Annotated in this window: 1 pseudogene; it reads left to right on the top strand. The window is 54.9% G+C overall.

Annotated features, from left to right (window positions below):
• Positions 1–348, top strand: a pseudogene (locus JIG40_RS02615) (diguanylate cyclase); the annotation flags it as partial.

The following is a 348-nucleotide window of genomic DNA, read 5'->3' as shown; positions in this document are numbered from 1 at the left end:
GTGGTGCACAACAAAGAGAGCAAAACCTCGACCGAGATGCTCTCACTGCTGGATAACGCGGTGGCCACGTCCAAAGCCAATCCGGAGCTGAAGTACGGTTTTGTCACCAGTGCCACCCATCAGGTGGTGATGGGCAAACAACAATGGAAAGCGCTGGTTGAAGAAGCAATTCATCACGACTGGGTCACCTTCCGCTTCCAGGCGGCTAACCACAGCGACGGCCAGACGTTCCACCGTGAAGTGTTCTCGGCGATTGAAAAAGACAACGTGCGCTACAGCGCCAACCAATACCTGTTTGCCTTAGAGCAGCTGCACGCCAGCCACCTGTTTGACCAGTACGTGTTGCAG

Source organism: Vibrio sp. bablab_jr001 (genome assembly GCF_016464285.1).
Lineage (GTDB): Bacteria > Pseudomonadota > Gammaproteobacteria > Enterobacterales > Vibrionaceae > Vibrio > Vibrio fluvialis.
This window is presented reverse-complemented; position numbering and strand designations above follow the sequence as displayed.